The following is a 7693-nucleotide window of genomic DNA, read 5'->3' on the forward strand; positions in this document are numbered from 1 at the left end:
TAACTTCATTCTTTCAGTTCAATGACCTGTCCGTCCAGGATTTCCCGGCTCAGGTCTTGCTTTGTCTGCGAAGGTTTTTTATATCCGCCCGCGATCTGAAGCAAGTCCTCCAAGGTATCTCCTTGTTTGAGTCGATAGATTCCCGGATTTCGGACGTTGCCGCGGATCGCCGCGGATATGTCTTCCGGTTCAAAAATACTCCGAACCCAATCCTGGTTTCTTCGCAAGAGATAACCTACGCTTATAAATAACACCAATAAGCCGATGATACGGATCGTTGTTTTCATAAAGCTACCGATCCCTATTCTCCATTGTATTCGGAGAAAAGGGAATCTCTGCTACTATTTTCGGATCGGAGGACCCCTAAAAGTTAGCGCGATGCGACTAAAATTCGGGTTTTTGCTTTTTGGAGGAGAAGATTTTTAGAATCGGAAGGGGGAAGTTTTTCAACCTCTGCGAGATTTTTTTGCTCTGCCTGAAGATCGATGTCTTCCTTCAAAGCGCCGTGATCGGTAAGAATGCTGATAGAATTGTCTTTTACTTCGATAAATCCGCCTTCTACGGAGAGAATTTTCAGTTTCTCTCCTTTGCGAATTTCGAGGACTCCGATCCCAAGAACTGCGACCAGAGGCGCGTGATTGGGAAGGATCCCGAAGAATCCCTCGTTACCCGGAACAACCAATGAGTCGACCTCTCCCTTATAGAGAATCTTTTCGGGAGAGATTACGGATACGTTCAGTTTATTCGCGGACATTTCCGATTATCCTTTGTATCCTTTCGCTTTTTCGATCGCGTCGTCGATGGATCCAACCATGTAGAACGCTTGCTCAGGAAGGTGATCGTAGTTACCGGAAATCACTTCTTTGAAAGAGCGAACGGTATCGGCGAGTTTTACATATTTTCCGGGAGCTCCGGTAAATACTTCCGCAACGTGGAAAGGTTGAGATAAGAATTTTTCGATCTTTCTCGCTCTCGCAACGAGAACCTTGTCGTCTTCGGAAAGCTCGTCCATACCTAAGATCGCGATGATGTCTTGCAAATCCTTGTATCTCTGAAGAATTCTTTGAACTTCACGGGCAACCGCGTAGTGCTCTTCTCCAAGAACCTGTGCGTTCATCACGCGAGAAGTGGAATCCAAAGGATCCACCGCAGGATAAATCCCTTTGTCGGAGATCGCACGAGAAAGAACCGTAGTGGCGTCCAAGTGGGCAAACGCGTTTGCAGGAGCCGGGTCGGTCAAGTCGTCCGCAGGAACGTAAATTGCCTGAACGGAAGTGATCGAACCTTTTTTAGTGGAAGTAATCCTTTCTTGAAGCGCACCCATTTCCGTGGAAAGAGTCGGCTGATAACCAACGGCGGACGGCATTCTTCCGAGAAGTGCGGATACTTCGGATCCCGCTTGAGAGAAACGGAAGATATTATCCACGAAAAGAAGAACGTCGGTTCCGATGGAATCACGGAAGTGTTCCGCCATGGTAAGAGCGGATAACGCGACACGAAGACGAGCGCCCGGAGGCTCGTTCATCTGACCGTAACAAAGAACGGTCTTGTCGATAACGCCGGATTCTTTCATCTCTCTCCAAAGGTCGTTTCCTTCCCGAGTTCTTTCCCCTACTCCGGCGAACACGGAGAAACCACCATGTTGTTTTGCGATGTTGTTGATGAGCTCTTGGATGAGGACCGTTTTACCAACCCCGGCGCCGCCGAAGAGTCCGGTCTTTCCACCCTTGATATAAGGAGCGAGAAGATCGATGACCTTGATTCCTGTTTCGAAAACTTCCGTTTTGGAAGTGAGTTCGTCGAAAGCAGGAGCCGGTCTGTGAATCGGGCGAGTTTCTTTTACTGTGATCGCAGGACCTTCGTCGATGGTTTTCCCAAGGACGTTAAAAATTCTTCCCAGAGTCACTTCGCCCACGGGAACGCTGATCGGTTTTCCCGTATTGGTGACTTCTTGTCCTCGGATCAAACCATCCGTGGAAGAAAGTGCGATCGCACGAACTGCTCTCCCCCCGATATGAGTTTGCACTTCCGCGATGATGGTTTCTTTTTTTCCGGAAACCGTTCCTTCGATTTCAAGTGCGTTATAAATTTCAGGAAGTTGTCCGCCTTCGAACTCGATGTCCAAAACGGATCCGATGATCTGCTTGATTTTACCTTTATTCATCCAAGTCGCTCCAATACGATGTGATTAGTTCAGTGAGTCCGCTCCGGCAACAATCTCAGAAATTTCCTGAGTAATTTTTGCCTGTCTTACGCGGTTGTATCCGCGAGTGAGCAGTTTTATCATTTCGGAAGCCGCGTCCGTCGCGGACTTCATCGCAATTCTTCTTGCAATCTGTTCGGAGCAATTCGCTTCGAGGATCGCTTTTAAGAATGCGGTCTTAACTACAAGAGGAAGCAAAGATTCAAGCACAAGCGCCGGGCTCGGCTCGTATGCTATCATGTCGTTTACATTTCCGTCCTTCGATACTTCAAAAGGAAGCACTTTGGTTACTTCCGGTTTTTGTGACGCGGAAGAATAATAAACCGTGGAAGCGATTTCCACCGCGTCCACTTCTTCCTTAGCGAATAATTCCAGAAAGAGATTCGCGAATTCTTCGGCTTCCTTGTATCCGGCCTTGTCGTCGATATGAGTGAAAGTCTTTTCGGCTTTTTCACCCGCAAATCGAAAAAAGGAAATCCCCTTCTTCCCAACGATAAAGAGTCTTACACCAACCCCTTCCTTCTTCCATTCTGCGACCTTCGCTTTCGCAAGTCTGTTTACGTTGGAATTGTATCCTCCGCAGAGACCTCGATTCGCGGTGATCACGAGAAGAGCTACGTTCTTGATCTTGTCCGGTCTTCTTAAGTAAGGGCTGTGAACGACTCCGCTCAGAGACGCGAGAGAAGACACAAGTTCCTTGATCTTATTGGAAAAAGGATGAGAAGCGTTCACCCGGTCGCTGATCTTCTTGGACTTGGCCGTCGAGACCATTTCCATCGTTCGGGTGATCTTTCTCGTGTTCTTGACCGAGGTGATTCTTTTCTTTATTTCCCTTGGAGTTGCCAAAGCGAACCTCTATCTCAGTGCTTTCTTAAAAATTCTTCAGCGATTGCGCTCAGAACTTCACCGAGTTTTTCTTCGTCGGAGATTTTCTTTTCTTTGCGGATCGCGTCCAAAACTTCTGTATATTTTTCTTTAATCGTGGTTAAGAGATACTTTCCATATTCCTGAACTTTCGCCACAGGGATCTTATCCATAAAACCACGAGTCACAGCGAAGATTTCCACAACTTGTTCTTCCACCGGGAACGGAGAAGACACCGGTTGTTTGAGCATCTGAACGATCCGATTCCCGCGATCCAACTGTGCTTGTGTAGCAGGATCGAGTTCGGTTCCGAGCTGAGCGAATGCTTCCAAGTCGCGGAACTGTGCTAGTTCGAGTTTCATCTTTCCTGCGACTTGTTTCATCGCTTTGATCTGCGCCGCAGAACCGACCCGAGAAACCGAAATTCCTACGTCTACCGCAGGACGGTTACCGGATGCGAACAAGTTGGACTGAAGATAAATCTGTCCGTCCGTAATTGAAATTACGTTTGTAGGAATGTAAGCGGAAACCTCACCTTCCTGAGTCTCGATGATCGGAAGCGCCGTCAAAGAACCCGCGCCGTATTTGTCGTCGAGTTTCGCCGCTCTTTCGAGAAGTCTGGAGTGAAGATAGAATACGTCTCCTGGATACGCTTCCCGACCCGGAGGGCGACGAAGAAGAAGAGACATCTGACGATAAGCAACCGCTTGTTTCGAAAGGTCATCGTAAACTACGAGAGTCGCTTTCTTTTCGTTATACATAAAGTATTCCGCCATACTACATCCTGAATAAGGAGCGATGTATTGAAGCGGAGCTGGCTCTGCTGCTGTCGCAGAAACTACGATCGTATATTCGAGAGCGCCTTTGTTGCGGAGCATTTCCACGGTAGAAGCCACAGTGGAAGCTTTCTGACCGATCGCCACGTAAACGCAGACAACACCGGTTCCTTTTTGATTGATGATTGTATCGAGCGCGATGGAAGTCTTGCCCGTTCCACGGTCACCGATGATCAACTCTCTCTGACCGCGACCCACTGGAATCATCGCGTCGATCGCTTTGATACCGGTTTGCATCGGTTCAGCAACGGGTTGTCTCATCGCGATCCCGGGAGCTGAAGATTCTACCGGTCTTGTGAGTTTTGCGTTGATCGGACCTTTTCCGTCAAGAGGTTCGCCCAAAGGGTTTACGACTCTTCCGAGAAGTTCAGGACCTACGGGAACTTCGAGAATCCGGTTGGTTCTTTTTACGGTGAATCCCTCTTGGATTTCAAGGTAGTTTCCGTAAACTACCACACCCACTGAATTTTCTTCGAGGTTGAAGGCCTGTCCGAAAACACCGTTTTGAAATTCAACCATCTCTCCGGACATCACATTCTTGAGTCCGTATACTCTGGCGATTCCGTCTCCGATTTCTAAAACCGTACCGACTTCTTCGACACTGAGATCTTTCTTATAATTTAAAATTTCCTGTTTGAGAACGGACGTGATTTCGTCTGTTTTAATTTTCATAGATGGCTCCAACCGGTAATTTCTTTTCCAGCATGGCTTTCTTGATTTCCCCCAGCTGAGAAGCGATTGACTTTTCGATTCTTAAGTCATTGAATTGTACGACAAATCCACCCAGAAGAGATTTATCTTCTGTAACTTCCAGAATGAATTCTGATTTGAATCTTTCCGAAAGAATGGACCCGAGTTTGGTAAGTTGAGAAGGTTCTAAAGAAGGATAACTTCTTACTTGCGCGCGAACTCTTCCTTTCTTCTTATCCAGCTCTTCTGTGAATTGTTTTTGGATCTCGGGAAGACTGATAAATCTTCCTTTGTTTAAAAGCACTCCGAGAAAATTCAGGGTTACTTCCGATACTTTCCCCCGGAGATTTTTGACAAGAATCGTTTCTTTTTCTTCGGTCGATACCGTCGGAGAAAGAAAAAAAATCCTGATCTTATCCTCTTGAAAAAGGAGCTGAACTAAATCCGCGAGTTCCTGTTCCACTTCTTCAGGAGCGGTTGTTGCTCCCAAAAGGGCGGACGCGTATATTTTCGAGACACCGGAGTCGTTCATTGTTTATGCGCTCAATTTTTTGAGTTGTTCTAGTTCTTTTTCAACAAAAGCTTTGTAGTCTTCGCTTTTGAGTTGTTTTTCAAGAACCTTACTTGCAACGGAGATACTCATTTCGACTATCTGCGATTGCAATTGTTCCAAAGCCTTTCCCTTCGCGAGTTCGATCTCTTTCACTGCCTGATCTTTCTGAGCTTTCACTTCCGAATTCGTTTCTTCGAGAAGTTTGTTCTTCAGTTTCAGAGCATCGGATTTGGCTTCCGCGATCAACGCGTTCGCCTCATCTTTCGCAGAGTTCAACCTAGCTTCGTAATCCTTTAGGAGAGCTTCCGCTTCCGAACGGAGTTCTGAGGCCTTTTTGATATCATTCTGAACGGTTTCGGCTCTTTCATCGAGCGCTTTCAGAATCACATCCCAGGCAAACTTTTTCAGAACTAAGACTACGACTAGAAAGGTAACCAGAGTCCAGACTACCAGACCCGGGTTTACATCTAGGAGGCTTAATCCCTTAGCAGCTAAGAGTACCAAGTTTTACTTTCCTTTTTCTTCAGTAGCAGGTGCGGAAGCTTTTGTTTGGAATTCAACAGTAGCTTTCAAACCTTCGTTCAGAGTTCCCGCCGCTTGGAAAGCGATCACGAGAGCGAACAGAGCGGCACCTTCGATCAAGGCTGCAGCGATAATCATTGCAGTTTGAATCTTACCACCAGCTTCTGGTTGTCTTGAAATTCCTTCAGTAGCAGAGCCACCGATTCTTCCGATTCCGAGCGCTGCTCCGAGAATTGCGACTCCTGCTGCGATTCCTACACCAATATATCCTAATCCAAATTCCATATTGCCCATTGCCTCCTGTGTTTATTGCAATATTCTACAATCAATGCCTATGCATGCTCAATCCGACGAATAAGGAAGTAAGCAGTACGAAAATGTATGCTTGGAGAAAAGCCACAAAGATCTCCAGAACATAGATCAAACCGGAACCGATCACCGAAACGGGAACGATTCCCCAAGATTGAAACTGAAAGATAAAACCCATCAGAGCGAGAATGATAACGTGTCCCGCAGTCATGTTTGCCAAAAGACGCACGGTGAGCGCGAATGTTTTTGCCATCGGAGAAACGATAAACTCCAGAGGCCACATGATCAAGTAAAGAGGAAGAGGAACTCCGTTTGGAACGGAATGCCAGATAAACTTCGGTCCTTGGTAGATAAATCCGGCGCTGTAGATCAAAAACATCGTAAGAAGCGCAAGAGTCATCGTTACCGAGATATCACCGGTAACCGTAATTCCACTCCAGAGTTTCGCTACGAGAGGCATATTGTGGTGATCTACGTGGATAATTCCCGCAGATTCTCCCGCTACAGCGAGAAGCTCTCCAACCGGAGGAACCAGTCCCATCAAATTACAAAAGAGAATAAAGAAGAATAACGTGAAGATATAGTGATAATACCCGTGACCGTGTCCGTGCATACTCTCATCTACGATGTCTTTTTTGAGAAAGTTGACGAAGACTTCCACCGTGTTCGCAAAACGAGACTGAACTTTCAGAGGATTCCTCGCGATGATTCGTGCAGCGGGAATAAAGATCAGAAAAAGAAGAAGGGCTACAATCCACATCATCGTGACACGCTTTGTGATGTGCATATCGAAACCGCCGACGTAGTGAAACCGTTTGCCGGTTCCGTGGTCGGTAAAGATCGAAGCGTTCTTTGGATCAAAACCCGATTCTCCTTCGAAGACCTGGACGCCGCCCAGGTTAAATGGGAACTCGGGGTTGTCCATCAAGTGATGGACGATGACTTCGTTAAGATCGAAGGCCTTTTCTTTATGAGAAGATTCCTCGGACGCAAGGATTGGGAATTGAAGTAATACAACTAAGAACGCAAAGAAGATTAACTTTTTTGTCATAAAAGAAGTCTGGTTTAGATTCATTTTTCGAGTCAATAGTGGAACGTTGTTACGAAAACCACCGGCACAGAATTGGCGACATTCCGGTTTTCTTTTTATTACAACGGCACCGGAAGATTCAGCTCGCGAATACAACTATTAGAAAGTGGCTGAAATGGGCAATCAAAAAACCAATTATAAAATCAGAACCATCGTTCTGTGAAACTCCGATCCAAAGGCCGATTCCGTTGCAAAGGAAAGAGACCGCCATTATACCCATTTGAATATTTACGCCGTTTTTGGGATATTTGAGGATCGCAAAGATCTTAAGGAGATAAAATGGGAAGAGTAAGAATAACGCGAGAATGCTTCCGGAAAGAAATTTCCGCTCCGGATAATAGACTTCGAAGACGATGACCAGGACAAGAGTTTGGACTCCAAGTCCGATGAGATATTTCTTCCAATTCATCACTGTTGTTTCCTTTGGTAAGGAGCTGGTTTTGTAAGAAAGGATTTTCCTTGAATCTCGTATATTAGATTTTATTTCGAAGAAGAGAATCCCCACTTGTTTGCTAACGACTTTTGTGAGAGTTCCTACGTTTTGAGATTTTTGTGAGAGTTCCTACGTTTTGAGATTTTTGTGAGAGTTCCTACGTTTTGAGATTTTTGTGAGAGTTCCTACGTTT

10 protein-coding genes are annotated in these 7693 nt (G+C 46.0%); all 10 read right to left on the bottom strand.

The window, feature by feature from the left end; translation table 11 throughout:
• Nucleotides 1–5: 5 nt before the first annotated feature.
• On the bottom strand, nt 6–287 hold the full coding sequence (locus tag JWG45_RS04720) for an SLBB domain-containing protein (protein WP_205278631.1): 282 nt from the start codon (nt 285–287) through the stop codon (nt 6–8).
• 83 nt (nt 288–370) lie between these two features.
• A complete protein-coding gene (gene atpC, locus JWG45_RS04725) occupies nt 371–754 on the bottom strand; it encodes an ATP synthase F1 subunit epsilon (RefSeq protein WP_069608004.1) in 384 nt (127 codons plus the stop codon).
• A gap of 6 nt (nt 755–760) precedes the next feature.
• Nucleotides 761–2164: a F0F1 ATP synthase subunit beta gene (gene atpD, locus JWG45_RS04730; protein ID WP_205278632.1), complete on the bottom strand. Its 1404-nt coding sequence runs from the start codon at nt 2162–2164 to the stop codon at nt 761–763.
• A gap of 24 nt (nt 2165–2188) precedes the next feature.
• Nucleotides 2189–3049 carry an ATP synthase F1 subunit gamma gene (gene atpG, locus JWG45_RS04735; RefSeq protein WP_205278633.1) on the bottom strand — a complete coding sequence of 287 codons (861 nt, stop codon included), beginning with the start codon at nt 3047–3049 and terminating at the stop codon, nt 2189–2191.
• Between the two features lie 14 nt (nt 3050–3063).
• Complete coding sequence (atpA, locus tag JWG45_RS04740; protein WP_205278634.1) at nt 3064–4575, bottom strand: F0F1 ATP synthase subunit alpha; 1512 nt, start codon at nt 4573–4575, stop codon at nt 3064–3066.
• The gene (gene atpH, locus JWG45_RS04745; protein ID WP_205278635.1) at nt 4565–5125 is read right to left on the bottom strand and encodes an ATP synthase F1 subunit delta; all 561 of its coding nucleotides are present in this window, start codon (nt 5123–5125) and stop codon (nt 4565–4567) included. Before atpH ends, atpA begins: the two co-directional genes overlap by 11 nt.
• A 3-nt stretch (nt 5126–5128) precedes the next feature.
• Nucleotides 5129–5650 carry a F0F1 ATP synthase subunit B gene (locus JWG45_RS04750; protein WP_205278636.1) on the bottom strand — a complete coding sequence of 174 codons (522 nt, stop codon included), beginning with the start codon at nt 5648–5650 and terminating at the stop codon, nt 5129–5131.
• Between the two features lie 3 nt (nt 5651–5653).
• A complete protein-coding gene (locus JWG45_RS04755; protein WP_069608010.1) occupies nt 5654–5953 on the bottom strand; it encodes an ATP synthase F0 subunit C in 300 nt (99 codons plus the stop codon).
• Between the two features lie 40 nt (nt 5954–5993).
• On the bottom strand, nt 5994–7052 hold the full coding sequence (gene atpB / locus JWG45_RS04760; RefSeq protein WP_205278637.1) for a F0F1 ATP synthase subunit A: 1059 nt from the start codon (nt 7050–7052) through the stop codon (nt 5994–5996).
• Between the two features lie 94 nt (nt 7053–7146).
• Entirely contained in the window at nt 7147–7476 is a 330-nt protein-coding gene (locus tag JWG45_RS04765; protein ID WP_205278638.1) for a hypothetical protein, read from the bottom strand.
• Nucleotides 7477–7693: the final 217 nt, after the last annotated feature.

This window comes from Leptospira ainlahdjerensis (assembly GCF_016919175.1).
Taxonomy (GTDB): Bacteria; Spirochaetota; Leptospiria; order Leptospirales; family Leptospiraceae; genus Leptospira; species Leptospira ainlahdjerensis.